Here is a 24,408-nt window from a genome sequence, read left to right on the forward strand (position 1 = left end):
TTGATTGGTGTACTCGGCATCCTATTCCAAGCGCCTAAGGCGCACTGTAGGTAAATCCCGAAACTTCTTGCGGAACATTTAAAACTTAGGACGGATAGCTTAAATAGCTGACCCATTCATTGGATGAGTCATCTCTTCTTGACGTGTTTACTTATCTATTTGCATTGCCCAGTAAACGGAATATCGCGCATAAGGCCGTGAACCAAGAATTACGACCGCGACTACGAAAGCGCCTGCGGCTTGCGGTCTTCGCGCGGGCAGCGCTCGAAACGCCCGCGATAGCAGCGGGTGAAATAGGACGCCGACTCGAAACCGCAGGCAATCCCCACCTCCAACACACTCATGTCGGTCTGGCGCAGCAGTTGCCGCGCCTTGTCCAGGCGCAGGCGCAGGTAGAAGCCGCTGGGGGTGTCTTGCAGGTACAGGCGAAACAGCCGCTCCAGCTGGCGCCGGGTCACCTGAACCTGTTCGGCCAGCACCAGGGTACTGAGCGGTTGCTCGGTGTTGCGCTCCATCTCGCCGATCACCTGGACCAGCTTCTTGTTGCTGATCCCATAGCGTGAGGCGATCTGCATGCGCTGGTGGTCCTGGCGTGGTCGAATACGACCCAGCACGAATTGCTCCGACACCTGGATCGCCAGGGGCGCGCCGTGGGCCTGGGCGATCAGGTCGAGCATCAGGTCGATGGAGGCGGTGCCGCCGGCCGAGGTGATGCGCCGTCGATCCACCTCGAACAGTTCCTGGGTCGCCTGCAGTTGCGGATACGACTCCTTGAACGCCTCCAGCGCTTCCCAGTGCAGGGTCACCCGGTGGCCGTCGAGCAAACCGGCCTCGGCCAGTACGACGGAGCCGGTGTCGATACCACCGAGCACCACGCCGTCGTGATCGAGCTTGCGCAGCCAGTGTTGCAGCGCCGGGGTGAAACTGCCCAGCGGCTCGAACCCGGCCACCACCAGCAGGGTTGCACCCTTGGACAAAGGCTGCAGCGCCCCGTCGACATTGACCGACATGCCATTGCTGGCCTGCACCGCCCCGCCCTCTATGCTCAAAACCTGCCAGCGGTACAACCCGCTGCGAAAGCGGTTGGCCACCCGCAGCGGTTCGATCGCCGAGATAAAGCCAATGGCGGAAAAACCGGGGAGCAACAGAAAGTAGAAATCCTGGGGCATAGCGAACGACTCGACGGCCACGGGTCTGCGGTTAATACCCTGCAGGTCGCCACTGTGCAAGTGCTGGTCGCCAGGGTGCGATTTTTCCCGGTGACGGGCGCGTAGTTTGATCAGCACGGCACGCAGAGGCCGCCCCTTATAACAATTAGAACTGCCGTTGGAGGAGCCACCATGAACAGATTGATCAGCCGTAGCCTGCTGACGCTCGTCGGTACCGCAATCCTCAGCACCAACGTATGGGCAGCCGAACCTGCTGCCTGCAAGAATGTGCGCCTTGGCGTGGTCAACTGGACCGATGTGATGGCCACCAGCGCCATGACCCAGGTGCTGCTCGACGGCCTGGGCTACAAGACCAAGCAGACCAGCGCCTCGCAACAGATCATTTTCGCCGGTATTCGCGACAATCGCCTGGACATGTTCTTGGGTTACTGGAACCCGATCATGACCCAGACCATCACCCCCTTCATCCAGCAGAAGCAGGTCAAGGTGCTCGACCAGCCGAGCCTCGACGATGCCCGTGCCACGCTCGCAGTACCCAAGTACCTGGCCGACAAGGGCCTGAAGACCTTCGCCGACATCGCCAGGTTCGAGAAGGAGCTGGGCGGCAAGATCTACGGCATCGAGCCAGGCTCGGGCGCCAACACCCAGATCAAGGCGATGATCAGCAAGAACCAGTTCGGCCTGGGCAAGTTCCAGCTGGTCGAATCCAGCGAGGCCGGCATGCTCGCCGCCGTCGACCGCGCAGTGCGGCGCAAGGAGGCGGTGGTGTTCTTCGGTTGGGCGCCGCACCCGATGAACGTGAACATCGAGATGGCCTACCTGAGCGGCAGCGAAGACGCCCTGGGCCCGGATGAAGGCCGCGCCACGGTGTGGACCGTCACCGCCCCGGATTACGCCGAGCGTTGCCCGAACGTAAACAGGCTGCTGACCAACCTGACCTTCAGCGCCGAAGACGAGAGCCGCATGATGCAGCCGCTGCTCGAACACAAAGACGCCCTGGCCTCCGCCCGCCAGTGGCTCAAGGATCACCCCGAGGACCAGAAGCGCTGGCTCGAGGGCGTGACCACCTTTGACGGCAAGCCGGCTGCCGACAACCTTCAGCTCACTGCCAACTGACAGGCCTCATCGCGGGGCAAGACCGCTCCTGCAGGGAGTGGCTTGCCCGCCAAAAGCCCCGACCAAGGAACCCCGCCATGAACCATGACGTCATCATCACTTGCGCCCTCACCGGTGCTGGCGACACCGCCAGCAAGAGCCACCTGGTGCCGGTTACCCCCAAGCAGATCGCGGCAGCGGCGGTCGAAGCCGCCAAAGCCGGTGCCACGGTTGTCCATTGTCATGTGCGCGACCCACAGACCGGCCGCTTCAGTCGTGATGTGGCGCTGTACCGCGAAGTGATGGAGCGCATCCGCGAGTCGGACGTGGACATCATCGTCAACCTTACCGCCGGCATGGGCGGCGACCTGGAGATCGGCCCGGGCGAAACGCCGCTGGAGTTCGGTGCCGGCACTGACCTGATCGGCCCGCTGGAGCGCCTGGCCCACGTCGAGGCGCTGCTGCCGGAAATCTGCACCCTGGACTGCGGCACCCTCAATTTTGGCGACGGCAACAGCATCTACGTCTCGACCCCTGCGCAGCTGCGCGCCGGCGCCAAGCGCATCACCGAACTGGGCGTCAAAGCCGAACTTGAGATCTTCGACACCGGCCACTTGTGGTTCGCCAAGCAAATGATCAAAGAAGGCCTGCTCGACGACCCGTTGTTCCAGTTGTGCCTGGGCATTCCATGGGGCGCGCCGGCCGACACCACCACCATGAAGGCCATGGTCGACAACCTGCCGGCAGGCGTCACCTGGGCAGGCTTCGGTATCGGCCGCATGCAGATGCCCATGGCCGCGCAGGCGGTGCTGCTGGGTGGCAACGTGCGGGTGGGCCTGGAAGACAACCTGTACCTGGACAAAGGCGTACTGGCCAGCAACGGCCAGTTGGTGGAGCGCGCCAGCGAGATCCTCAGCCGCCTCGGCGCACGGGTACTCAGCCCTGCCGAAGGTCGCGCAAAAATGAACCTGACCCGTCGCTGAACACTGGAGAACACGATGAGCTTTATCACCGAGATCAAGACGTTCGCAGCCCTGGGCAGCGGTGTGATTGGCAGCGGCTGGGTCGCCCGTGCCCTGGCCAACGGGCTGGACGTGGTGGCCTGGGACCCGGCGCCCGGCGCCGAGGCGGCGCTGCGCAAACGCATCGCCAATGCCTGGCCCGCCCTGGAGAAACAGGGCCTGGCACCGGGTGCCGCGCAAGAGCGCCTGCGCTTTGTCGACACTATCGAGGAGTGCGTACGGGATGCCGACTTCATCCAGGAAAGCGCGCCTGAGCGCCTGGACCTGAAACTCGACCTGCACAGCAAGATCAGCGCCGCGGCCAAGCCCGATGCCCTGATCGGCTCCAGCACCTCGGGGCTGTTACCCAGCGAGTTCTATGAGTCCTCGACCCATCCTGAGCGCTGCGTGGTCGGTCATCCCTTCAACCCTGTGTACCTGTTGCCGCTGGTCGAAATCGTCGGCGGCAACAAGACCGCGCCCGAGGCCATCGAGGCGGCGAAAACCGTCTACACCCGCCTCGGCATGCGCCCCTTGCATGTACGCAAGGAAGTCCCGGGCTTTATCGCCGACCGCCTGCTCGAAGCGCTGTGGCGCGAAGCCCTGCACCTGGTCAATGACGGCGTGGCCACCACCGGCGAAATCGACGACGCCATTCGTTTTGGCGCAGGCCTGCGCTGGTCGTTCATGGGTACCTTCCTGACCTATACCCTGGCCGGTGGCGATGCCGGCATGCGCCACTTCATGGCCCAGTTCGGCCCGGCACTGCAATTGCCCTGGACCTACCTGCCGGCACCGGCGCTCACCGAAGGCCTGATCGATGCTGTGGTCGAAGGCACCAGCGAGCAACTGGGCGAACGCAGTATCAGCGCGCTGGAGCGCTATCGTGATGACTGCCTGCTGGCCGTGCTGGATGCGGTCAAGACCACCAAGGCCAAGCATGGCATGGCCTTCAGCGACTGACCGGAGAGTTGTGATGCCCGCCTTGATCACCTACCAGACTCCAGTCCAGGCGGACTGGGTCGACTACAACGGGCATCTGCGCGATGCCTTCTACCTGTTGATCTTCAGCTATGCCACCGATGCCTTCATGGACCGCATCGGCCTGGACAGCGACAACCGCAGCGCCAGCGGGCACTCGCTGTTCACCCTGGAGTGCCACCTGAACTACCTGCACGAAGTGAAGCTGGGCACGCAGGTGTGGGTGCAAAGCCAGGTGATCGGCTTCGATCGCAAGCGCCTGCACCTGTATCACAGCCTGCACCGTGAGGGTTTCGACGAAGCCTTGGCGGCCAGTGAACAGATGCTTTTGCATGTGGACCTGGCCGGTCCCCGCTCTGCCCCCTTCGCGCCAGAAGTTGCGCAGCGGTTGCAAGGCATCGTGGATGAGCAACAAGACCTGCCGGCAGCGCAGTTCGTTGGCCGAGTGATCGGACTGTAGGAGCAGGCTGGCCCCGCGATAGCGGTGCATCAAACCTGCCGCTATCGCGAGGCAAGCCTTTCCCACCCATAAAAAAACCCCGGTAAGCCGTGACGCAACCGGGGTCAAGCAAGAGCATCTGCATGCGCGAAGCGGGAGGTGACCAAACCTTCCTGTAACTGTGCATGGCCCCAGTGTGCCGCCTCCTCGCCCTGTCGATTTAGCCGAAAACGACCTGTTCATAGCCAATGCGGCCATTGCGACATTCTGCCCTTGCCGCGGTCCCCCCACGCCCACAGAATCGACTCACGATCACACCTGCAAAAAAGGGACAACAACCATGATGCATGCGGATTTGATTGATCAGGACGACCTGCTGGGCCAGCTGCGCGCGCTAGGGTTCGAGATGCCGGCCGACGCCAGTGCCGAACAGGCCTGCGAGTGTGCGGTACGGGGTTTGAGCGAGCCGCGGGCCAAGGCCCTGAAGGGGATGGTGGAACAGATGTACACCGGTAACGCGACGATTCTGCCGGCGGTGCGCCAGGCGATCGAAAAGCAGTTGTTGCCGGCGTTGGCGCAGTTTAAAAATCGTTAGAAGCATCGCGGGGCAAGCCCGCTCCTACACCGGTAGGAGCGGGCTTGCCCCGCGATCAGCGCCCTTAAAGCCTCACACTGGCAAACGTCGACTCGTTGCGCGCCTGGCTCAACGCCGACATCGGCCCCGCCAGCGGCGACAGCACCAGCGCCTGCGGAATCGGCATCATCGCCACCTGCTGCGCGGTATTGGACCCTACCCGCTCGTCACGCGGCGGAATGCCGAAATACTCGCGGTAGCACTTGGAGAAGTGTGGCGTGGAGACAAACCCACACACCGACGCCACTTCGATGATCGACATCGGCGTCTGCTTGAGCAACTGCCGGGCACGGATCAGGCGCAGCTTGAGGTAGTAGCGCGACGGCGAGCAGTGCAGGTACTTCTGGAACAGGCGCTCCAGCTGGCGACGCGACACCGATACATACACAGCCAGTTCGTCCAGGTCGATCGGCTCCTCCAGGTTGGCTTCCATCAGCGCGACGATTTCCTGAAGCTTGGGCTGGTTGGTGCCAAGCATGTGCTTGAGCGGCACGCGCTGGTGATCCTGCTCGTTGCGGATGCGCTCGTAGACGAACATCTCGGAGATCGCCGCCGACAGTTCGCGGCCATGATCGCGGCTGATCAGGTGCAGCATCATGTCCAGCGGCGCGGTGCCACCGGAGCTGGTGAAGCGGTTACGGTCGAGGGTGAACAAGCGGGTGCTCATGCTCACCCGCGGGAAGGCTTCCTGCATGGCTGCCAGGCACTCCCAGTGCACGCTGCAGTCGAATCCATCGAGCAGCCCGGCGCAGGCCAGCGCCCAGCTGCCTGTGCACACCGCACCCAGACGGCGCGACTGGCGGGCCTGGCTCTGCAGCCAGGTCACGTGCTCGCGGGTGACGGTGCGTTGGATACCGATACCGCCGCAGACAATCACGGTGTCCATCGCCGGCGCCTTGTGCATGGCCGCGTCCGGGGTGATCTGCAAGCCGTCGCTGGCCCATACCTGACCGCCATCCACACTCAAGGTGCTCCAGCGATACAGTTCACGGCCAGACAACTGGTTGGCCATGCGCAGCGGCTCGACCGCAGACGCCAGGGAGATGAGAGTGAAGTTGTCCAGCAGCAGGAAGCCGATGGATTGAGGTGTGCGGTTCTGGGTTGGGGTCCCGGAGTTGTACGACGTCATCGCGGTATCTCCTCACACAATGCAGGGTGCGCCTCAGGCAGGCACGGGCTTTTTTTGTCACGGCCCCGATTCGAATGCAGGGGCTTTGCCAATCACAACGCAAATGCCATGCCTGAAATTGAATGGCTATTCAATAAAACCCAAAAACGACGTCGCGCAGCGTCTATATGGCACCTGCTCAAATACCCGGACGCAAACGCAAACCACCGGGCTAGGCCGCCGTGTAGGAAAAATGAGCAATTCGGTAGCACTTGTGGGAAGGATGCTCAGAAACGACATGTGACAAATGTCACCCAAGCACCAGGGAGGGAGGTAACAGGACGTTTAAAGCCAAGGGGCCGGGCCGCGCGCCAAAAGGTGGCGCGCATGCCGCTCATGTACGAAAAAAGCGCAGCGCCTGCACCGCACTCAACACTCGATGGCGCTGACCGCCAGGCCTCCGCGTGAGGTTTCCTTGTACTTGTCGTGCATGTCGGCGCCGGTATCGCGCATGGTGCGAATGACCCGGTCGAGGGAGATGAAGTGCTCGCCGTCCCCGCGCAGGGCCATCTGCGCGGCATTGATCGCCTTGACCGCGGCAATGGCATTGCGCTCGATGCACGGCACCTGCACCAACCCGCCCACCGGATCGCAGGTCAATCCCAGGTTGTGCTCCAGGCCGATTTCGGCCGCGTTCTCCAGCTGCGCCGGGGTTGCGCCCAGCACTTCGGCAAGTCCGGCCGCCGCCATGGCGCAGGCTGAACCGACCTCACCCTGGCAACCGACCTCGGCACCGGAGATCGATGCATTCTTTTTGCACAAAATGCCCACGGCCGCGGCGCCGAGGAAGAAGTCGACCACGTTCTCTTCGCTGACTTCATCGCTGAAGCGCATGTAGTAGTGCAGCACCGCAGGGATGATCCCCGCCGCGCCGTTGGTGGGTGCAGTCACCATGCGCCCGCCAGCGGCGTTTTCCTCGTTCACCGCCAGGGCATAGAGATTGACCCACTCCATGGCGCTCAGGGTCGAGCCGATCACGTTGGGCTTGTTCAACTCCTGCAGGCTGCGGTGCAGTTTGGCTGCGCGACGTTTCACATTCAGCCCGCCGGGCAGAACGCCTTCGTACTTCAAGCCATTTTCGACACAGGCCTGCATCGCGTGCCACAGCTTCAACAGGCCGGCGCGAATTTCCGCTTCGCTGCGCCAGACCTTTTCGTTTTCCAACATCAATTGCGACACGCGCAGGTCGTTTTGCTTGCACAGCTCCAGCAGTTCCACGGCACTGTTGAAGTCATAGGGCAGCACGGTGGTGTCGGCATCCAGCACGCCGCTGGCAGCCTGGGCGGCATCGACCACAAAACCGCCCCCGACCGAGTAGTAGGTGTCGCGATGCAGCTCGCCCGATGCGCCTTCGGCGATCAGGGTCATGGCGTTGGGGTGGTAGGGAAGGTTCTCGTCGAGCAACAGCATGTCGCGTGCCCAGACAAAACCGACCTCGAGCCGACCGTCGAGCAGCAAGGTGTCTGTCTCACGCAAGGTGGCGATGCGCTGGCCGATCTGTGACGGGTCGATGGCATCCGGCCATTCGCCCATCAGGCCCATGATGACCGCGTTGTCGCTGCCATGCCCGATGCCGGTGGCCGACAACGAGCCATACAGGCGCACTTCGATGTGCCGCACCTGCTCGAGCTCGTTGCGTTCGCGCAGGCCCTGGACGAACAGCGCCGCGGCGCGCATCGGGCCGACGGTATGGGAACTGGAAGGGCCGACGCCGATCTTGAACAGGTCGAACACACTGATGGCCATGCCACCTACCTCCTGATTGAGCAGCCGCCCCGGCCCAAGCCAAGGACGGTGCAACTGCTACGCTGATTAGGCGGCAATCCGCCGAATTCGCGCATCATCAGGCTTTTGACCGCAAGTCTGACGTCTGCAACCGACGTGCTCTTGCTCAGCAACGCCGCCAGTTGTCACCCGCGTCCATGCGCCGTTTTTCTACGGTGCAGATGCACTGAAACCACGTTTACGGGGTGGTAAAAATCTGTAAACGACCTCATCGACACTGGATGCGACCCTGTCTGTACTGGATACGACGCACCCTGTAGGCGTTTGATTTTCGCTGTTAGATGATCGGTATCGACTCGATTGCACGGCACCTGTCCCGCTGTCGCCCGACAGCCAGGCCCGACCGACTGCAAACCATAAAGCACGGCGGTCCCGTGGGACGTCCGAGAAAAACATCAGGAGTCCATCGCATGAAAGGTTCACCTTCGCTGTTGCTGGCCGCGGCGCTGAGTCTGCCGATGCTGGCCCAGGCCGCCGAGCCCGAGCAGTGTCATACCGTCAACTTCTCCGATGTCGGCTGGACCGACATCACTGTGACCACCGCAGTCACCAGCGTGGTGTTGCAGTCGCTGGGCTACAAGACCAAGACCACGATGATCTCGGTACCGGTGACCTACAAGTCGCTGGCCGATGGCAAGAACATGGACGTGTTCCTCGGCAACTGGATGCCGACCATGGAAAACGACATCAAGCAGTACCGTGATGCCGGCACCGTGGAAACCGTTCGGGCGAACCTCGAGAACGCCAAGTACACCCTCGCAGTCCCCCAGGCGCTCTACGACAAGGGCCTGAAAAACTTCGCCGACATCCCCAAGTTCAAGAAGGAACTGGACGGCAAGATCTACGGCATCGAGCCTGGCAACGACGGCAACCGCACTATTCAGACCATGATCGACAAGAACGCCTTCGGCCTCAAGGACGCCGGTTTCAAGGTGGTCGAATCGAGCGAAGCCGGAATGCTCTCGCAGGTTGAACGCGCCCAGCGCCGTGACACCGCCGTGGTGTTCCTGGGCTGGGAACCCCACCCGATGAACACCCGCTTCAAGATGAAATACCTGGACGGTGGCGATGAGTTCTTCGGCCCCGAATACGGCAAGGCCACCGTGCTCACCAACACCCGCAAGGGCTATGTGCAGGAATGCAGCAACGTGGGCCAGTTGCTGAAAAACCTGTCCTTCACCCTCGACATGGAAAGCACCCTGATGGGCAACGTCCTGGACGACAAGATGAAGCCCGACGCCGCAGCCAAGGCCTGGCTGAAAAAGAACCCTCAGGTACTCGATACCTGGCTGGCAGGGGTTACCACCGTTGACGGCAAACCGGGCCTGGAAGCGGCCAAAGCCAAACTGACGCAGTAAGCACCACTTGCGGCGGGTTCGCCCGCCGCAGGCTGTCTTCAATCTTTTGCAGGTGGACGCTCGCTATCATGCTGATCGATCAAAAAATACCACTGGGCCAGTACATCGCAGGCTTCGTCGAATGGTTGACCCAACACGGCGCCAACTACTTCGATGCCTTCGCCGAAGCACTGGAATTCATGATTCACGGGGTAACCGGGGCACTGACCTGGTTCAATCCTTTCGTCCTGATCGGCCTGATTGCAGTGATCGCGCACCTGATCCAGCGCAAATGGGCGCTGACCGCGTTCTGCGCACTGTCATTCCTGCTGATCCTCAACCTCGGTTACTGGCAAGAAACCATGGAAACCCTGGCCCAGGTGCTGTTCGCCACGCTGGTCTGCGTGGCCATCGGTGTTCCGCTGGGCATCCTCGCCGCTCATAAACCGATGTTCTACACCGCCATGCGCCCGGTGCTGGACCTGATGCAGACGGTGCCCACCTTCGTCTACCTGATCCCGACCCTGACCCTGTTTGGCCTGGGCGTGGTACCGGGGCTGATCTCCACGGTGGTGTTCGCCATCGCCGCACCGATCCGCCTGACCTACCTGGGTATCTGTGACGTGCCCCAGGAGCTGCTCGACGCCGGCAAGGCCTTTGGCTGCTCCCGTCGCCAACTGCTCTCGCGTATCGAACTGCCCCACGCCATGCCGAGCATCGCTGCCGGCGTCACCCAATGCATCATGCTGTCGCTGTCGATGGTGGTCATTGCCGCCCTGGTGGGCGCCGACGGCCTGGGCAAACCCGTGGTCAACGCACTGAACACCGCCGATATCGCCCTGGGCTTCGAAGCAGGTCTTGCGATCGTGCTGCTGGCGATCATGCTCGACCGTATCTGCAAACAACCCGACGCACCGGTAAGGAGTGAAGCATGAGCATTATTCGCTTCGAAGATGTAGACGTTATCTTCTCCAGCCGACCGCGTGAGGCCTTGAGCCTGCTCGACCAAGGACTTTCGCGGGAGCAGATCCTGAAGAAGACCGGGCTGGTAGTCGGCGTCGAAAAGGCCAACCTGGATATCAACAAAGGTGAAATCTGCGTGCTGATGGGCCTGTCCGGTTCAGGCAAGTCGAGCCTGCTGCGCTGCATCAACGGCCTGAACACCGTCAGCCGTGGCAAGTTGTTCGTCGAGCACGAAGGCTCGCATATCGACATCGCCCATTGCACCCCGGCAGAGCTGAAGATGATGCGCACCAAGCGCATCGCCATGGTGTTCCAGAAGTTCGCCCTGATGCCCTGGCTCACAGTGCGCGAGAACATCAGCTTCGGCCTGGAAATGCAGGGCCGCCCCGAGAAGGAACGCCGCAAGCTGGTCGACGAGAAACTCGAACTGGTCGGCCTGACCCAATGGCGTAACAAAAAGCCCGACGAACTCTCCGGCGGCATGCAACAACGGGTGGGCCTGGCCCGCGCCCTGGCGATGGACGCCGACATCCTGCTGATGGACGAACCCTTCTCCGCCCTCGACCCGCTGATCCGCCAGGGCCTTCAGGACGAGCTGCTGGAACTGCAGCGCAAGCTGAGCAAGACCATTGTGTTCGTGAGCCACGACCTGGACGAAGCACTGAAGCTGGGCAGCCGTATCGCGATCATGAAAGACGGGCGGATCATCCAGTACAGCAAGCCTGAGGAGATCGTGCTCAATCCGGCCGACGAATACGTGCGGACCTTCGTCGCCCATACCAACCCGCTCAATGTGCTGTGCGGTCGCAGCCTGATGCGCACGCTGGACAAGTGCAAGCGGATCAACGGCTCGATCTGCCTGGATCCGGGCGGCGATTCGTGGCTGGACCTGGCAGAAGGCAACACCATCAAAGGCGCGCGCCAGGGCGTCAACGGCCTCGACCTGCAGAACTGGGCACCGGGTGAAGCCGTGGAAGGCCTGGGGCGTAAACCGACCCTGGTCAACGCCAGCATCGGCATGCGTGAAGCGTTGCAGATCCGTTACCAGACCGGTAACAAGCTGGTGCTTCAGGAAGGGAATTCAGTGGTGGGGATTCTTGGCGACAGTGAGCTGTATCACGCGTTGCTGGGCAAGAATCTGGGGTAAAAGCATCGCGGGGCAAGCCCGCTCCTACCAGGTCGGTGGGAGCGGGCTTGCCCCGCGATCGGCTTTCGGATCAGCGAACGACGATACCTTGCTTGGCCATGAAGGCCTTGGCTTCCGGCACGGTGTACTCACCGAAGTGGAAGATGCTCGCCGCCAGTACCGCGCTGGCATGGCCTTCGATGATGCCGTCGGCCAGGTGCTGCAGGTTGCCCACACCACCGGATGCAATCACCGGAATCCCCAGCGCATCGCTGATGGCCCGGGTTACGCCCAGGTCGAAGCCGTTCTTCATGCCGTCCTGATCCATGCTGGTCAGCAGGATCTCACCGGCACCCAGGCCTTCCATCTTCTTGGCCCATTCAACCGCATCCAGGCCGGTTGGCTTGCGACCGCCGTGGGTGAAGATCTCCCAGCGCGGGGTTTCGCCCGGGCCGGAAACCTTCTTGGCATCGATAGCCACCACAATGCACTGGGAGCCGAAATGCGCCGCGGCTTCGCCGACGAACTCCGGGTTGAACACCGCGGCCGTGTTGATCGAGACCTTGTCGGCACCGGCGTTGAGCAGGTTGCGGATGTCTTGCACCGTGCGCACGCCCCCCCCCACGGTCAGCGGGATGAACACCTGGCTGGCCATGCGCTCGACGGTATGCAGGGTGGTGTCACGACCATCGACGCTGGCGGTGATGTCGAGAAAGGTGATCTCGTCGGCGCCCTGCTCATCGTAGCGACGGGCGATTTCCACCGGGTCACCGGCGTCACGGATGTTCTCGAACTTGACGCCCTTGACCACTCGGCCGTTGTCCACGTCCAGGCAAGGGATGATGCGCTTGGCCAGTGCCATGTGGGAGTCCTCAGCCTTTGTAGGCGTCGCAGAAGGCTTGCGCCTCGGCGACGTCCAGGGTGCCTTCATAGATGGCGCGGCCGGTGATCGCACCGATGATACCTGGCGCCTTGGCGTCGAGCAGGGCCTTGATGTCACCCAGGTTGTGGATACCGCCGGAGGCGATCACCGGGATCTTGGTAGCTTCGGCCAGGGCAGCGGTGAACGGTACGTTGCAGCCCTGCATCATGCCGTCTTTGGCGATGTCGGTGTAGACGATGGCCGAGACGCCGTCAGCCTCGAAACGCTTGGCCAGGTCAATGACCTGCACGGTGCTGACTTCAGCCCAGCCGTCGGTGGCGACGAAGCCGTCCTTGGCGTCCAGGCCAACGATGACCTTGCCCGGAAAGGCACGGCAGGCCTCTGCGACGAACTCAGGCTCTTTCACCGCTTTCGTGCCGATGATCACGTAACTGACGCCAGCCTTGACGTAGTGCTCGATGGTTTCCAGCGAACGGATACCGCCACCGATCTGGATCGGCAGGTTCGGGTAGCGCTTGGCAATGGCGGTCACCACTTCACCGTTGACCGGCTGGCCTTCGAAGGCGCCGTTCAGGTCGACCAGATGCAGACGACGGCAGCCGCCTTCGACCCATTTGGCGGCCATGCTCACCGGGTCATCGGAAAATACGGTGGAGTCTTCCATGCGGCCCTGGCGCAGGCGTACGCAAGCACCGTCCTTGAGATCGATAGCGGGGATGATCAGCATGCTTTTTTCCTTCGTAAAAAAGAGCTGCAAGTTGCGAGCTACAAGCTGCAAGCATGCGCGTCTGTTCTGTTGCAGCCTGTGGCGTTCAGCTGCCCTTTTCTAGCGACCAGAGGTCGCTCTCGATACTTTCGAACCGCTCTTTGAGGTGCGCCTGCACATCGAAAATCGCCCTGTTGTAGTAGTGCGGGGCAATCTCTCTGCTGAACACGTCCAGAACCTCGGCCACCTCGAACGACCCCAGCTGCAGCTCGAAGCGGTCTTCAAGGAAGCGCTTGAGTACATCCAGTGCCTCGCGCTCCTGTTCGGGTGCGAGGGTGAGGATCGGTGCCTTGGTCCTGGACTTGCTCATTACCAGCGTCCGTCCCACGCCGCGAAGTTCTGCAGCAGCTGCAGGCCATGGGTATGGCTCTTCTCCGGGTGGAACTGCACGGCAAAGCGCGATCCTTCGGCCAGCGCAGCGGCAAAATCGACGCCGTAATGACCACGGCCCACCACCTGCACGGCCTTTGCCGCGGCGATGTAGTAGCTATGCACGAAGTAGAAGCGCGCAAGGTCGGGGATGTTGTGCCACAGCGGATGATCGATGGACTGGGCAACTTCGTTCCAGCCCATGTGCGGCACCTTCAGGTGCTCGCCGTCTTCGTGCAGATCTTTGCCGAAGAACTTCACGTTGCCGGGGAACAGCCCGATGCAGTCGACACCGTCGTTCTCTTCACTGTGATCGAGCAGCGCTTGCATGCCGACGCAGATGCCGAGGAACGGACGGTCCTGGCTGACTTCACGCACCAGGCTGTCAAAGCCCAGGCGATGGATTTCAGCCATGCAGTCGCGGATCGCGCCAACACCCGGGAACACTACGCGGTCAGCCTCGCGAATCACCGCTGCATCGCTGGTGATCAGCACCTTGCCGGCGCCGACATGCTCCAGGGCCTTGGCTACCGAGTGCAGGTTACCCATGCCATAGTCGATAACGGCAACTGTCTGCATTACAGGCAACCCTTGGTCGACGGCATTTGACCGGCCATGCGCTCATCGAGCTCGATGGCCATGCGCAGGGCGCGGCCGAAAGCCTTGAACACGGTTTCGATCTGGTGGTGGGTGTTGTGCCCACGCAGGTTGTCGATGTGCAGGGTGACGTTGGCGTGGTTGACGAAGCCCTGGAAGAATTCCTGGAACAGGTCAACGTCGAAGCCGCCTACCGAGGCGCGGGTATAGGGCACATGCATCTGCAGGCCTGGGCGGCCGGAGAAGTCGATGACCACGCGCGACAGTGCTTCGTCGAGCGGTACATAGGCGTGGCCATAGCGGCGGATGCCTTTCTTGTCACCGATGGCCTGGTTGAATGCCTGGCCCAGGGTGATCCCGACGTCTTCGACGGTATGGTGATCGTCGATATGCAGGTCGCCCTTGCATTCGATGTCGAGATCGATCAGCCCATGTCGGGCGATCTGGTCGAGCATATGTTCAAGGAAAGGCACACCGATATCGAATCGGGCCTTGCCGCTGCCATCCAGGTTGATCGAGGCCTTGATCTGGGTCTCCAGAGTATTGCGCTCGACGGAAGCCTTACGTTCGACCATCACCAGCTCCGCAAAATCATTGGGCGAAAAAGGCGATCATTATAGGCCCAGATGCGTCTGGCATGAAACGAAGATGACATGTGGCAGGGGATTTACCTGGTAAATCCCCCGAATTGCACAAATCGCTCCTACCCGCCCAGGTCAGTTGAACAGCACTGCCGTCTTCTGCAATGTCACCCAGATACCCCAGGCCAGCGGGATGCCCACCACCAGCCAGGCGGCGATCACCAGCGGCAAAGTGCCCGGCGCCGCATGCCACTCCAGTACCTGGGCATTGCTCTGGTCATGGCCCAGCGCCTGCTCGGCCGCCAGCTGCTCGTCGGTCATGAAGTATTTGTCGGCCACCGGGCGAACCAGCGTGTTGCAGATAAAGCCCAGTACCAGCAGGCCAGCAAGGATGTACAGGGTGATGTCGTACACCGCCGCACGATCGACACCCAACGACAGCTGGTACTCGCGCAGATAGGTGATCAACACCGGGCCAAGCACCCCGGCAGCCGCCCAGGCGGTCAGCAGGCGACCGTGGATAGCGCCAACCATCTGCGTACCGAACAGGTCGGCTAGATAGGCCGGGACCGTGGCAAAGCCACCGCCATACATCGACAGGATGATGCAGAACGCCGCCACGAACAGGGCGATGTTGCCCACATGTCCCATGTTGGGCACCAGTGCGTACAAGGCGACGCCCAGCGCGAAGAAGGCAAAGTAGGTGTTCTTGCGCCCGATATAGTCGGAGAACGACGCCCAGAAAAACCGTCCGCCAATGTTGAACAGGCTGAGCAACCCGGTGAAACCGGCGGCAATGGCGGCAATCTGCGCCAGTTGCGCGGTGTTGAGCTGGCTGAAGGTCAAGTCGTTACCCAGCAGCTTGCCGGCAAAGACTTCCTGCAGCAGCGGCGAGGCCATGCCCAGGATGCCGATACCTGCCGACACGTTCAGGCACAGAACCAGCCAGATCAACGCAAATTGCGGCGTTTTCCACGCCACACTGACGTGGACGTGACGGTGGGTGATCATGGCGTTGCTGGCTTTCTTGCGCGGGGCTGTCCAGCCTTCGGGCTTCCAGCCGGTGGGCGGCACGCGGTAGGCCAGGGCGCCGCCGATCATGAACACGAAGTAGATCGCCGCCATGACCACGAAGCTCTGCCACACGCCAACCCCTTCAGGGCTGGCGAAATGGTTCATCAGGGCTGCGGCCAGCGGCGCGCCGACCATGGCCCCACCACCAAAGCCCATGATCGCCATGCCGGTGGCCATGCCGCGCTTGTCCGGAAACCACTTGATCAGCGTCGAGACCGGCGAGATATACCCCAGGCCAAGACCGATACCGCCGATCACCCCCGAGCCCAGCCACATCAGCCAGAGCTGGTGGGTGTAGATACCCAGCGCCGAGAGCAGCAAGCCACCGCACCAGCAAAGCGCCGACAGCCTTGCGAGGCCCAGCATGCTCAAGCCAGCCACCCCAGACGGCCGCCGAACAACCAAGGAACACGAAGAACAGGGTATAGATCCAGCTCAGCATCGAGATCTGCCAGTCGCACTCGGCGCTGAACAGGCGAGCGAAAAAGCTCATGTCGGGCGCACAGGCAACTGGCGCCGTGACACCAATGGCCTGGGACAACGGCAGCCAGAACACCGAAAAGCCATAGGCCATGCCGATGCACAGGTGAATGGCCAAGGCTGCTGGCGGCACCAGCCAGCGATTGAAGCCAGGCCTTGCGATAATCCGTTCCTTGGTCAAAAAACCAGGAAGGCGGGCGATGTCGCCTGCCGTGATGCTGTTCATTGTTATTGCCCCTCGTAGATATGGTCAGCTCACGGCTCTCGACCTTGGCCGGCAGGCATTGATCGTCTTTTTTGGCACAATTGCCCTGTAAATCGCGACAAAACGCCACTACAGGACCCGCGAGCGGCGAAAGAGTAGCATTAGCCGCCCGCCCTGAAAGCAGGCTGATCCCGTCTTTTGCTCAACAACTGAACCTGTGTGCAAGGAACTGTCATGCCCATCGTTGTCGAAACCCTGACCGAGCCGAGCCCGCAAGACCTGCAGGATCTGGCCAGGCTCTATGCCGACGCCCCCACCTGGATGCTCGCCAGCCCTGAACAGGCCCTGGCCCTGGTCAACGCGGCACTCGCGGACGGCAGCCTGATTGCCGCACGGTTCAACGATCGCCTGCTCGGCGCTGCTCGCCTGCAGCGTCGCGATGGAACCTGGCACTTGAGCGACCTGTGCGTACGCTCATTGACCCGGCGCCGCGGCGTCGGGCTGCGCCTGGTCAACGAAGCGCAGCGGCTGGCACGGGAAGCAGATGCCGGTTTGCGGCTGTATTCCAAACAGGAAAGCGCCGAAATGCGTGCGTTATTGGCACCCCTGAACCTGTCGCTGGACCTGGCTCGGCTGTAGTGGAATTTACAGGCCATTCGGGATCACTCCAGCGTCAACGACCGCAGCGCTATACTCTGCGGCTGAATTTTAGAAATCGGACTACAAGGACTCGCCCATGAAAGCGTTCGGCAAAATCCTGGGGCTGGTGCTTCTCGGGCTGTTGCTGATCATTGTGGCTCTGGGCTTCGCCCTGACCCACCTCTTCGATCCCAACGACTACAAAGACGAGATTCGCCAGCTGGCACGCGACAAGGCCCACATCGAGCTGACGCTCAATGGTGATATCGGCTGGAGCCTGTTCCCCTGGCTGGGGCTGGAGCTGCATGAAGCCAGCATCGCCACCCTGAACAACCCGAAAGTGCCGTTTGCCGACCTGCAGATGCTCGGCCTGTCGGTGCGTGTCCTGCCCCTGCTGCGCCGCGAAGTGCAAATGAGCGATGTACGCGTCGAAGGCCTGAACCTGATCCTCAGCCGCGACGAGAACGGCCACGGCAACTGGGAAGACATCGGCAAGCCTCTGCCCGCCGCTACGCCTGCGCCAGCCGAAAATGCCAGCACGCCAGCGCCAGGCGAGACCACCGCCCAGGCCGAAAGCAAGAGCGACGTCAGCGACCGGCCGGTGAAGCTGGACATCGACAGCCTGACCGTGAACAACGCCCGGGTGCAGTACAGCGATGCCCGCAGCGGCCAGACCTTTGGCGCCGAGAGCATCCAGTTGAGCACCGGCGCCGTGCACGAAGGCGTGAACATCCCGCTGAAAATGACCGCCTTCCTCAGTGCCGGCCAGCCGGTAGTCAAGGCGCGCACCGAGCTCAACGGCGAGCTGCGCTTTGATCGCCGCCTCAAGCGCTACCAGTTCGAAGACATGAAACTCAGCGGCGAAGCCTCCGGCGAGCCGTTGCAGGGCAAGACCATGAGCTTCGCCGCCCAAGGCCAGTTGCTGGTCGACCTGGCAGCCAACGTCGCCGAATGGAACGGCTTGAAGCTGTCGGCCAACCAGTTGCGCGCCCTTGGCGAGCTGAACGTGCGTGACCTGGACAAAACCCCGCAACTGACCGGCGGCCTGTCCATCGCCCAGCTCGACCTGCGCACCTTCCTCGACAGCATCGGCCACCCTCTGCCGGCCTCGGCCGACACCACCACGCTGAGCAAGTTCGAGATGGTCAGCCGCCTGCAAGGCAGCCCTACGAGCCTTGCCCTGGAAGACCTGGCGGTAAAACTCGACGACAGTACCTTCAGCGGTCGCCTGGCCGTCGAGGACTTCGCCAAACAGGCCCTGCGCATCCAGCTCAAGGCCGACAAGTTCGACGCCGACCGCTACATGCCGGCCAAGAGCGAAGCAGCGGCAAGCGCCACAGCGGCGCGTCAGGCCGAGGTCAAGAGCAAGGAAGACAGCGCCCTGGCCACTGCCGGCAACACCCCGCTGCCCGACGCCCCGACCCAGGTGGCCTGGAGCAACGACAAGCTGCTGCCGGTGGATCGCCTGCGTAAAGTCGACCTGCAAGCCGACCTCACCTTTGGCCTGCTGACCCTGGAGAAGCTGCCCATCGAGAACGCCCACCTCAAGGCCCAGGGCCAGGGTGGCCTGATTACCCTCGAAACCCTGAGCGGCGGCCTCTACAACGGCGATTTCGCCACCAAGGGCACCCTCGATGTGCGCCCGGCGGTGCCGCAGATCGGCCTGAACACCAAGATCAACCGGGTGCCGGTGGAACACTTCATCAAGAGCCAGACCGAAACCCCGCCGGTCAAGGGCCTGCTGACCCTGAACAGCGACCTGACCGCCACCGGCAACAGCCAGAAGGCCCTGATCGATACCCTCAACGGCAACGCCAGCTTCGTCATCAACGACGGCATCCTGGTCAACGCCAACCTCGAACAGCAGCTCTGCCAGGCCATCGCCACCCTCAACCGCAAGGCCTTGAGCGGTGAGCCACGAGGCAAGGACACCCCGTTCCAGGAGCTCAAGGGCAGCCTGGTGCTGCGCAACGGCGTAGCCAGCAACCCCGACCTGAAGGCGCGCATCCCGGGCCTGACCGTCAACGGTCGTGGCGACGTGGACCTGCGCGTGCTGGGCATGGACTACCGCATAGGCGTAATCGTCGAAGGCGACAAGCGCGACATGCCCGACCCGGCCTGCCAGGTGGGCGAGCGCTATGTCGGCCTTGAGCTGCCACTGCAGTGCCGTGGCCCGCTGGAGCTGGGCGCCAAGGCCTGCCGCCTGGACAAGGACGGCCTGGGCAAGGTTGCCGCCAAACTTGCCGGCGATCGCGTCAGCGAGAAGCTGAGCGAGAAGATCGACGAGAAGCTCGGTGACAAGGTGAGCCCGGAACTCAAGGATGCACTCAAGGGGTTGTTCAAGCGATGAGTCCCGAGCAGTTTTCCAGCGCCGTGCTGGAGTGGTACGACCGTAACGGCCGTCATGACCTGCCCTGGCAACAGGGCATCAACCCCTATCGGGTCTGGGTCTCGGAGATCATGCTGCAGCAGACCCAGGTGAGCACCGTGCTCAATTACTTCGGCCGCTTCATGGAGGCCCTGCCCACCGTGCAGGCCCTGGCACAGGCCCCTGAAGACGAAGTACTGCACCTGTGGACGGGCCTGGGCTACTACACCCGGGCGCGCAACCTGCAAAAGACCGCGAAGATCGTCGTCGAGCAGTACGGCGGCGAATTCCCCCGCGATGTCGAGAAGCTCACCGACCTGCCCGGCATCGGCCTGTCTACCGCCGGTGCCATCGCCAGTATCAGCATGGGCCTGCGCGCGCCGATCCTCGACGGCAACGTCAAGCGCGTGCTGGCCCGCTACACCGCCCAGGAGGGCTACCCGGGGGAACCCAAGGTGGCCAAGGCACTGTGGGCCAACGCCGAGCGCTACACCCCCCACGCCCGGGTCAACCACTACACCCAGGCGATGATGGACCTGGGCGCTACCTTGTGTACCCGCAGCAAACCCAGTTGCCTGTTGTGCCCGCTCAAGCTCGGCTGCGAAGCGCACATGCTCGGTCAGGAAATCCGCTACCCGGTCCCCAAGCCGCGCAAGGAGCTGCCCCAGCGGCGCACCCTGATGCCGCTGCTGGCCAACCACGAAGGCGCCATCCTGCTTTACAGGCGCCCCTCCAGCGGCCTGTGGGGCGGTTTGTGGAGCCTGCCGGAGCTCGACAACCTCGAGCAGCTCGAGGATCTAGCCGACCAGCACGGCCTGAGCCTTGCCGAGAGCCAGGCACTGGACGGCCTGACCCACACCTTCAGCCACTTCCAGCTGGCCATCGAACCCTGGCTGGTTCGGGTCGATGACGCCCGTGCCCACGTGGCCGAGGCCGACTGGCTCTGGTATAACCTCGCCACCCCGCCGCGCCTGGGCCTTGCCGCCCCGGTGAAAAAACTGCTTAAACGCGCGGCCGACGTTTTGATTGCAGGAGAGTCGTGATGACCCGCACCGTAATGTGCCGCAAGTACAAAGAAGAACTGCCAGGCCTCGAGCGCCCACCGTACCCCGGCGCCAAGGGCCAGGACATCTACGAGCACATCTCGCAGAAGGCCTGGGCCGACTGGCAGAAAGAACAGACCATGCTGATCAACGAGAAGCGTCTGAACATGATGAACGCCGAGGACCGCAAATTCCTCCAGGGCGAGATGGACAAGTTCTTCTCCGGCCAGGAATACGAAAAGGCCGAAGGCTACGTTCCGCCTGCCGAATAACCCCCGAAAATCGTAAGCGACGGAATTAATTTAAAAAATTTTCAAAAAGTCGTTGACGTAAATCCGAAAAACCCTTTTAATGCGCCCCGTTGCCCAGATAGCTCAGTCGGTAGAGCAGGGGATTGAAAATCCCCGTGTCGGCGGTTCGATTCCGTCTCTGGGCACCACTAATACCGAAAACCCCTGAATCGCGAGATTCAGGGGTTTTTTCATTCGTGCCGCAAAAACCTGGTGCCGTTGACCACCGTCAATACGCTCCTGGCCCAATGCCGTATGCTGCCTGGTGGATATTAGAGAACCAACAGGCCCACCATGAGCGAAGATTCCACAGCCCTTCCCCTGCCCTTACCCGCCACCGAAGCACCCGCGAGCACCAGCAAGACGCCACCGCGCAAGCCCACCACTACCCGCCCACGTCGTCCGCGCACTTCGCGCGCCCCTGCGACCGCCAGCACCGATACACCGATCAGCACCATCAGCCAGCAGCCGGCTGCGCTGACAGTCGCCTCGGCCCCACGCGGCTCGAACGAGGACAGCACCTCGGCCAAACTGCCGGCCAGCTACCCCTACCGCACCCGCATGCGCCGCGCCGAATACGACAAGGCCAAGCACGAACTGCAGATCGAACTGTTAAAGGTACAAAGCTGGGTCAAGGAAACCGGCCAGCGCATCGTCGTGCTGTTCGAAGGCCGTGACGCCGCGGGCAAGGGGGGCACCATCAAGCGCTTCATGGAGCACCTGAACCCGCGTGGCGCTCGTATCGTGGCCCTGGAGAAGCCTTCAGAGCAGGAAAAGGGCCAGTGGTACTTCCAGCGTTACATCCAGCACCTGCCGACCGCAGGCGAAATGGTGTTCTTCGACCGCTCCTGGTACAACCGCGCCGGCGTCGAGCGGGTGATGGATTTCTGCACCCCACTGCAGTACCTGGAATTCATGCGCCAGGCACCCGACCTCGAACGCATGCTCTGCAACAGCGGCATTCTGCTGTTCAAGTACTGGTTCTCGGTGAACCGCGAAGAACAGCTGCGCCGCTTCATCTCCCGGCGCGACGACCCGCTCAAGCACTGGAAACTGTCACCTATCGACATCAAGTCGCTGGACAAGTGGGACGAGTACACCGCCGCCAAAGAGGCGATGTTCTTCCACACCGACACCGCCGATGCGCCGTGGACGGTGGTCAAGTCCGATGACAAGAAGCGCGCGCGGATCAACTGCATCCGTCACTTCCTGCATTCGCTGGACTATCCGGGCAAGGATCCGCGTGTGGCCCACCATCCTGATCCACTGCTGGTGGACCGGGCATCGCGAGTGCTGGTGGAGGAAGACCGCAGCGGCTCGCCACAGCCCGCCTGAGGGCACCCAGAAGCCGGAAGTGACTGCCATCCGAGCAACAGCCTGACAGCCAGGGTGGAATGCGGCTTGGGTTTCCCTGCCAACTGCGATTCAATACGCAAAATTTTACGAAGCAGGGTTCTCCGATGGCCTCCAACAGCAAACAACAGAAACGCGCCAAGCGCGCCGCCGCCAAAGCTCGCGAAAACCGCATGGTGCGTAGCGGCCAGGCGGTCAAGAGCAGTGGCGAAAGCTCCAGCGCAAGCGTTGAGCAAGTATTCAACAAGGCAATGGATTCGGGCAGCTACAACGCCCTGTTCGATAAGATGAAGGCAGCTCAGGAAGGTGGGCTGGTGCCCCTGATCTCGGTATTCCTGGTCGATCCGTTGCTGGCCCTGGTGCTCAAGGGCCACAAGGAAGAACACGCCACCGACTACATCGTCATGGTTTTCACCGCCTACCGCAAATGGCTGGACGGCGCAGACGAGGACACCACCATGGCGTGGCTGGAGAGTGACGAGTTCCAGGAAGCCTACATCTCGGCCTCGGAGGCCGTGGCCAAGACTCAGCAGAAGCAGTTCGGCTGAGTTTCGCGGGGCAAGCACGCTCCTACCGGTAGGAGCAGGCTTGCCCCGCGATTTCACCCCATCAATTGTTCAGCACCACCCGCCCAGCCGCCTCGGCCTTGCGCTTGCGCGCCACCAGCAGCCCCGCCGCAACAACTGCAATCGACAGCAACCCTGTCGCCACGATCTCGATGCGATGGTCCGGACGGATCAGCATCACCGTCAAAATGCCCACGATGAACACAATGGTCGCCCAGGTCAGGCCCGGGAACAGCCACATCTTGAAGGCAATCTTCTCGCCACGGGCCATGCGCTGACGGCGCATGCGCAACTGCGATACGGCGATCACCAGGTACACCAGCAAGGCAATGGCACCGGAGCTGGCCAGCAGGAACTCGAACACCTGGGCCGGCGCCAGGTAGTTGGCGATCACGGTGAGGAACGCCGCCGCCGTCGACAGCACCACCGCGCAGTACGGGGTCCCCGTGGAGGTGGTGCGCTGGGCAACTGCAGGCGCATCACCGCGCTTGCTCAGGGAAAAGAGCATGCGCGAGGAGGTGTACAGCGCCGAGTTCAGGCAACTGGTCACGGCAATCAGCACGACGATGTCGACGATCAGCTTGGCATTGGGGATGCCCATCAGGTTCAGCACCGTCTGGTAAGAGCCCACTTCAGCCAGATCGCTGTGATTCCACGGCACCAGGGCCACCACTACGAAGATCGACACGAGGTAGAACAGGAAGATCCGCCAGATCACCGAGTTGGTGGCCTTGGTGATCTGCTTGCCCGGGTCCTTGGACTCGGCGGCCGCAATGGTGACGATCTCGGTACCCATGAACGAGAACATGGTGGTCAGCATTGCTGCCAGCACCGCGCCCATGCCGTTGGGCATGAAGCCCTGGGTGTCGAACAGGTGGCTGACCCCACTGACCTGGCTGTTGGGCAGCAGGCCGAAGATCGCCGCCACGCCCAGTACGATAAAGCCGATGATGGCCACCACCTTGAGCAAGGCGAACCAGAACTCGAACTCGCCGTAGTTCTTCACGCTGAACAGGTTGGTCGCCGTCAGCAGCAAGGTGATGACCAGGGTGAACACCCAGATCCCGACATCAGGGAACCAGGCATGCAGGATGGTGGCGGCGGCGTTGGCCTCCAGTGGAATCACCAACACCCAGAACCACCAGTACAGCCAGCCGATGGTAAAGCCGGCCCAGTGGCCGATGGCCTTGTCGGCGTAGGTGGAGAACGAGCCGGTGTCGGGCGAGGCGATGGCCATTTCGGCCAGCATGCGCATCACCAGCACTACCAGGGTGCCGGCGGCGGCATAGGCCAGCAGCACGGCAGGGCCGGCTTCGGCAATGGCGTGGCCGGAGCCGACGAACAAACCGGCGCCAATGACGCCAGCAATGGACAGCATGGTGACATGCCGTTGTTTGAGCCCCTGAGCGAGGTCATTGGAATTGTGCGTACCGCTCATAAAACTACCTTTGCAAGGAGTGGCTTTCTGTCCTGCTTGATTCAGGAGCGCCCCTCCA

The 24,408-nt window shown here is 62.2% G+C and carries 24 protein-coding genes, 1 tRNA gene and 1 pseudogene; 16 read left to right on the top strand and 10 right to left on the bottom strand.

Annotation, left to right across the window (positions count from 1 at the left end; all coding sequences use genetic code 11):
• Window positions 1–221: 221 nt before the first annotated feature.
• Window positions 222–1,169, bottom strand: coding sequence for a GlxA family transcriptional regulator (locus NPS58_RS18085; RefSeq protein WP_274117568.1), 948 nt, complete (start codon window positions 1,167–1,169; stop codon window positions 222–224).
• Window positions 1,170–1,340: 171 nt separating this feature from the next.
• Between NPS58_RS18085 and choX the strand changes: the two genes are divergently transcribed.
• From choX to NPS58_RS18110, 5 genes are all read left to right on the top strand, one after another.
• Window positions 1,341–2,285 (top strand): choline ABC transporter substrate-binding protein, encoded by a 945-nt coding sequence (gene choX, locus NPS58_RS18090; RefSeq protein ID WP_274116713.1) that lies wholly within the window; start codon window positions 1,341–1,343, stop codon window positions 2,283–2,285.
• A 77-nt stretch (window positions 2,286–2,362) separates the two neighbouring features.
• Window positions 2,363–3,247, top strand: a complete 885-nt coding sequence (locus NPS58_RS18095; RefSeq protein WP_274116714.1) for a 3-keto-5-aminohexanoate cleavage protein — start codon at window positions 2,363–2,365, stop codon at window positions 3,245–3,247.
• Between the two features lie 15 nt (window positions 3,248–3,262).
• Window positions 3,263–4,228: an L-carnitine dehydrogenase gene (locus NPS58_RS18100; protein WP_274116715.1), complete on the top strand. Its 966-nt coding sequence runs from the start codon at window positions 3,263–3,265 to the stop codon at window positions 4,226–4,228.
• A gap of 13 nt (window positions 4,229–4,241) precedes the next feature.
• Window positions 4,242–4,706 carry a thioesterase family protein gene (locus NPS58_RS18105; protein WP_274116716.1) on the top strand — a complete coding sequence of 155 codons (465 nt, stop codon included), beginning with the start codon at window positions 4,242–4,244 and terminating at the stop codon, window positions 4,704–4,706.
• Window positions 4,707–5,025: 319 nt separating this feature from the next.
• Window positions 5,026–5,280, top strand: coding sequence for a hypothetical protein (locus NPS58_RS18110; protein WP_274116717.1), 255 nt, complete (start codon window positions 5,026–5,028; stop codon window positions 5,278–5,280).
• A 64-nt stretch (window positions 5,281–5,344) separates the two neighbouring features.
• On the opposite strand, the gene NPS58_RS18115 is transcribed toward NPS58_RS18110, so the two are convergent.
• Together NPS58_RS18115 and NPS58_RS18120 are read right to left on the bottom strand one after the other, a co-directional pair.
• Window positions 5,345–6,448 (bottom strand): GlxA family transcriptional regulator, encoded by a 1,104-nt coding sequence (locus tag NPS58_RS18115; RefSeq protein ID WP_093378649.1) that lies wholly within the window; start codon window positions 6,446–6,448, stop codon window positions 5,345–5,347.
• Between the two features lie 408 nt (window positions 6,449–6,856).
• On the bottom strand, window positions 6,857–8,233 hold the full coding sequence (locus NPS58_RS18120) for an L-serine ammonia-lyase (protein WP_274116718.1): 1,377 nt from the start codon (window positions 8,231–8,233) through the stop codon (window positions 6,857–6,859).
• Between the two features lie 449 nt (window positions 8,234–8,682).
• On the opposite strand from NPS58_RS18120, the gene NPS58_RS18125 reads away from it, so the two are divergent.
• The 3 genes from NPS58_RS18125 to choV all read left to right on the top strand — a co-directional run bounded on the left by NPS58_RS18125 (window position 8,683) and on the right by choV (window position 11,719).
• Window positions 8,683–9,630, top strand: coding sequence for a choline ABC transporter substrate-binding protein (locus NPS58_RS18125; protein WP_274116719.1), 948 nt, complete (start codon window positions 8,683–8,685; stop codon window positions 9,628–9,630).
• 65 nt (window positions 9,631–9,695) lie between these two features.
• Window positions 9,696–10,544 carry a choline ABC transporter permease subunit gene (choW, locus tag NPS58_RS18130; protein WP_274117569.1) on the top strand — a complete coding sequence of 283 codons (849 nt, stop codon included), beginning with the start codon at window positions 9,696–9,698 and terminating at the stop codon, window positions 10,542–10,544.
• Window positions 10,541–11,719 (top strand): choline ABC transporter ATP-binding protein, encoded by a 1,179-nt coding sequence (choV, locus tag NPS58_RS18135; protein WP_274116720.1) that lies wholly within the window; start codon window positions 10,541–10,543, stop codon window positions 11,717–11,719. The genes choW and choV overlap by 4 nt, the downstream gene beginning before the upstream one ends.
• Window positions 11,720–11,789: 70 nt before the next feature.
• On the opposite strand, the gene hisF is transcribed toward choV, so the two are convergent.
• From hisF to NPS58_RS18165, 6 genes and pseudogenes are all read right to left on the bottom strand, one after another.
• Complete coding sequence (gene hisF / locus NPS58_RS18140; RefSeq protein WP_010221324.1) at window positions 11,790–12,560, bottom strand: imidazole glycerol phosphate synthase subunit HisF; 771 nt, start codon at window positions 12,558–12,560, stop codon at window positions 11,790–11,792.
• Window positions 12,561–12,570: 10 nt separating this feature from the next.
• Window positions 12,571–13,308 carry a 1-(5-phosphoribosyl)-5-[(5-phosphoribosylamino)methylideneamino]imidazole-4-carboxamide isomerase gene (hisA, locus tag NPS58_RS18145; RefSeq protein ID WP_028942259.1) on the bottom strand — a complete coding sequence of 246 codons (738 nt, stop codon included), beginning with the start codon at window positions 13,306–13,308 and terminating at the stop codon, window positions 12,571–12,573.
• 85 nt (window positions 13,309–13,393) lie between these two features.
• On the bottom strand, window positions 13,394–13,657 hold the full coding sequence (locus NPS58_RS18150) for a DUF2164 domain-containing protein (RefSeq protein ID WP_274116721.1): 264 nt from the start codon (window positions 13,655–13,657) through the stop codon (window positions 13,394–13,396).
• On the bottom strand, window positions 13,657–14,295 hold the full coding sequence (gene hisH / locus NPS58_RS18155; RefSeq protein ID WP_274116722.1) for an imidazole glycerol phosphate synthase subunit HisH: 639 nt from the start codon (window positions 14,293–14,295) through the stop codon (window positions 13,657–13,659). Before hisH ends, NPS58_RS18150 begins: the two co-directional genes overlap by 1 nt.
• On the bottom strand, window positions 14,295–14,888 hold the full coding sequence (gene hisB / locus NPS58_RS18160; RefSeq protein WP_028942262.1) for an imidazoleglycerol-phosphate dehydratase HisB: 594 nt from the start codon (window positions 14,886–14,888) through the stop codon (window positions 14,295–14,297). The genes hisH and hisB overlap by 1 nt, the downstream gene beginning before the upstream one ends.
• A gap of 141 nt (window positions 14,889–15,029) precedes the next feature.
• A pseudogene (locus tag NPS58_RS18165) lies at window positions 15,030–16,629 on the bottom strand (OFA family MFS transporter).
• Between NPS58_RS18165 and NPS58_RS18170 the strand changes: the two are divergent.
• The 8 genes from NPS58_RS18170 to NPS58_RS18205 all read left to right on the top strand — a co-directional run bounded on the left by NPS58_RS18170 (window position 16,559) and on the right by NPS58_RS18205 (window position 22,894).
• A complete protein-coding gene (locus tag NPS58_RS18170) occupies window positions 16,559–16,765 on the top strand; it encodes a hypothetical protein (RefSeq protein WP_274117596.1) in 207 nt (68 codons plus the stop codon). The pseudogene NPS58_RS18165 and the gene NPS58_RS18170 sit on opposite strands and share 71 nt — an antisense overlap.
• A gap of 122 nt (window positions 16,766–16,887) precedes the next feature.
• Window positions 16,888–17,292, top strand: coding sequence for an aspartate 1-decarboxylase autocleavage activator PanM (gene panM, locus NPS58_RS18175; RefSeq protein WP_274116723.1), 405 nt, complete (start codon window positions 16,888–16,890; stop codon window positions 17,290–17,292).
• A gap of 97 nt (window positions 17,293–17,389) precedes the next feature.
• On the top strand, window positions 17,390–19,642 hold the full coding sequence (locus NPS58_RS18180; protein WP_274116724.1) for an AsmA family protein: 2,253 nt from the start codon (window positions 17,390–17,392) through the stop codon (window positions 19,640–19,642).
• Complete coding sequence (gene mutY / locus NPS58_RS18185) at window positions 19,639–20,703, top strand: A/G-specific adenine glycosylase (RefSeq protein WP_274116725.1); 1,065 nt, start codon at window positions 19,639–19,641, stop codon at window positions 20,701–20,703. Before NPS58_RS18180 ends, mutY begins: the two co-directional genes overlap by 4 nt.
• A complete protein-coding gene (locus NPS58_RS18190) occupies window positions 20,703–20,975 on the top strand; it encodes an oxidative damage protection protein (protein WP_028942267.1) in 273 nt (90 codons plus the stop codon). The genes mutY and NPS58_RS18190 overlap by 1 nt, the downstream gene beginning before the upstream one ends.
• A gap of 91 nt (window positions 20,976–21,066) precedes the next feature.
• Window positions 21,067–21,142: transfer RNA gene (locus NPS58_RS18195), tRNA-Phe, on the top strand.
• 145 nt (window positions 21,143–21,287) lie between these two features.
• A complete protein-coding gene (ppk2, locus tag NPS58_RS18200; protein WP_274116726.1) occupies window positions 21,288–22,328 on the top strand; it encodes a polyphosphate kinase 2 in 1,041 nt (346 codons plus the stop codon).
• A gap of 125 nt (window positions 22,329–22,453) precedes the next feature.
• Entirely contained in the window at window positions 22,454–22,894 is a 441-nt protein-coding gene (locus tag NPS58_RS18205) for a hypothetical protein (RefSeq protein WP_274116727.1), read from the top strand.
• A gap of 61 nt (window positions 22,895–22,955) precedes the next feature.
• Here the strand turns inward: NPS58_RS18205 and gabP are convergent, their stop codons facing one another.
• On the bottom strand, window positions 22,956–24,350 hold the full coding sequence (gabP, locus tag NPS58_RS18210) for a GABA permease (protein WP_274116728.1): 1,395 nt from the start codon (window positions 24,348–24,350) through the stop codon (window positions 22,956–22,958).
• Between the last annotated feature and the right edge of the window lie 58 nt (window positions 24,351–24,408).

The organism is Pseudomonas putida (assembly GCF_028682455.1).
Classification (GTDB): Bacteria; Pseudomonadota; Gammaproteobacteria; order Pseudomonadales; family Pseudomonadaceae; genus Aquipseudomonas; species Aquipseudomonas putida_AA.

Bases quoted from the DNA above. Each gene is read 5' to 3' on its own strand.
- NPS58_RS18085 (WP_274117568.1), bottom strand. From the start codon at position 1,169: ATGCCCCAGGATTTCTACTTTCTGTTGCTCCCCGGTTTTTCCGCCATT.
- choX (WP_274116713.1), top strand. From the start codon at position 1,341: ATGAACAGATTGATCAGCCGTAGCCTGCTGACGCTCGTCGGTACCGCA.
- NPS58_RS18095 (WP_274116714.1), top strand. From the start codon at position 2,363: ATGAACCATGACGTCATCATCACTTGCGCCCTCACCGGTGCTGGCGAC.
- NPS58_RS18100 (WP_274116715.1), top strand. From the start codon at position 3,263: ATGAGCTTTATCACCGAGATCAAGACGTTCGCAGCCCTGGGCAGCGGT.
- NPS58_RS18105 (WP_274116716.1), top strand. From the start codon at position 4,242: ATGCCCGCCTTGATCACCTACCAGACTCCAGTCCAGGCGGACTGGGTC.
- NPS58_RS18110 (WP_274116717.1), top strand. From the start codon at position 5,026: ATGATGCATGCGGATTTGATTGATCAGGACGACCTGCTGGGCCAGCTG.
- NPS58_RS18115 (WP_093378649.1), bottom strand. From the start codon at position 6,448: ATGACGTCGTACAACTCCGGGACCCCAACCCAGAACCGCACACCTCAA.
- NPS58_RS18120 (WP_274116718.1), bottom strand. From the start codon at position 8,233: ATGGCCATCAGTGTGTTCGACCTGTTCAAGATCGGCGTCGGCCCTTCC.
- NPS58_RS18125 (WP_274116719.1), top strand. From the start codon at position 8,683: ATGAAAGGTTCACCTTCGCTGTTGCTGGCCGCGGCGCTGAGTCTGCCG.
- choV (WP_274116720.1), top strand. From the start codon at position 10,541: ATGAGCATTATTCGCTTCGAAGATGTAGACGTTATCTTCTCCAGCCGA.
- hisF (WP_010221324.1), bottom strand. From the start codon at position 12,560: ATGGCACTGGCCAAGCGCATCATCCCTTGCCTGGACGTGGACAACGGC.
- hisA (WP_028942259.1), bottom strand. From the start codon at position 13,308: ATGCTGATCATCCCCGCTATCGATCTCAAGGACGGTGCTTGCGTACGC.
- NPS58_RS18150 (WP_274116721.1), bottom strand. From the start codon at position 13,657: ATGAGCAAGTCCAGGACCAAGGCACCGATCCTCACCCTCGCACCCGAA.
- hisH (WP_274116722.1), bottom strand. From the start codon at position 14,295: ATGCAGACAGTTGCCGTTATCGACTATGGCATGGGTAACCTGCACTCG.
- hisB (WP_028942262.1), bottom strand. From the start codon at position 14,888: ATGGTCGAACGTAAGGCTTCCGTCGAGCGCAATACTCTGGAGACCCAG.
- NPS58_RS18170 (WP_274117596.1), top strand. From the start codon at position 16,559: ATGGCCAAGGCTGCTGGCGGCACCAGCCAGCGATTGAAGCCAGGCCTT.
- panM (WP_274116723.1), top strand. From the start codon at position 16,888: ATGCCCATCGTTGTCGAAACCCTGACCGAGCCGAGCCCGCAAGACCTG.
- NPS58_RS18180 (WP_274116724.1), top strand. From the start codon at position 17,390: ATGAAAGCGTTCGGCAAAATCCTGGGGCTGGTGCTTCTCGGGCTGTTG.
- mutY (WP_274116725.1), top strand. From the start codon at position 19,639: ATGAGTCCCGAGCAGTTTTCCAGCGCCGTGCTGGAGTGGTACGACCGT.
- NPS58_RS18190 (WP_028942267.1), top strand. From the start codon at position 20,703: ATGACCCGCACCGTAATGTGCCGCAAGTACAAAGAAGAACTGCCAGGC.
- ppk2 (WP_274116726.1), top strand. From the start codon at position 21,288: ATGAGCGAAGATTCCACAGCCCTTCCCCTGCCCTTACCCGCCACCGAA.
- NPS58_RS18205 (WP_274116727.1), top strand. From the start codon at position 22,454: ATGGCCTCCAACAGCAAACAACAGAAACGCGCCAAGCGCGCCGCCGCC.
- gabP (WP_274116728.1), bottom strand. From the start codon at position 24,350: ATGAGCGGTACGCACAATTCCAATGACCTCGCTCAGGGGCTCAAACAA.